This is a genomic window from Mesorhizobium sp. LNHC229A00 (assembly GCF_000502415.1).
GTDB lineage: Bacteria > Pseudomonadota > Alphaproteobacteria > Rhizobiales > Rhizobiaceae > Mesorhizobium.
Genome location: NZ_AYWQ01000227.1, coordinates 1 through 344, shown reverse-complemented (window position 1 = coordinate 344; position 344 = coordinate 1). Strand labels below are relative to the sequence as shown.

At 49.7% G+C, this 344-nt stretch carries 1 protein-coding gene; it reads left to right on the top strand.

The window, feature by feature from the left end; translation table 11 throughout:
* The coding region (locus X742_RS1000000175360; protein ID WP_348524200.1) for a N,N-dimethylformamidase beta subunit family domain-containing protein at positions 1-258 on the top strand (258 nt) is incomplete at its 5' end.
* Positions 259-344 lie beyond the last annotated feature (86 nt).

Here is a 344-nt window from a genome sequence, read left to right as displayed (position 1 = left end):
ACCGACTACATGGTACTGGCTAAGGAAGAATTTGGCGCCATGCATTGGATGATTGGCGGCAGTGAGAACAAAAACGTGCGGTCAGATATAGTCTTTTTCGAAACGGCGGGCGGTGGGGCGGTTTTTTCGGTCGGGTCGATCTCTTGGTGCATGAGCTTGCCGGTAAACGACTATGACAATGACGTGTCACGGATGACACGCAACGTTCTAGAACGCTTTCGGGATCCAACACCATTTTCCCTTCCGAGTGTGCTTTAACGAGGACCATATCAACCCTGCGTTATTTGATGAACTTTTGCCGGATTTAAGAACTAACGGGAAGCCGGTGCTGAAGATAAGATCGC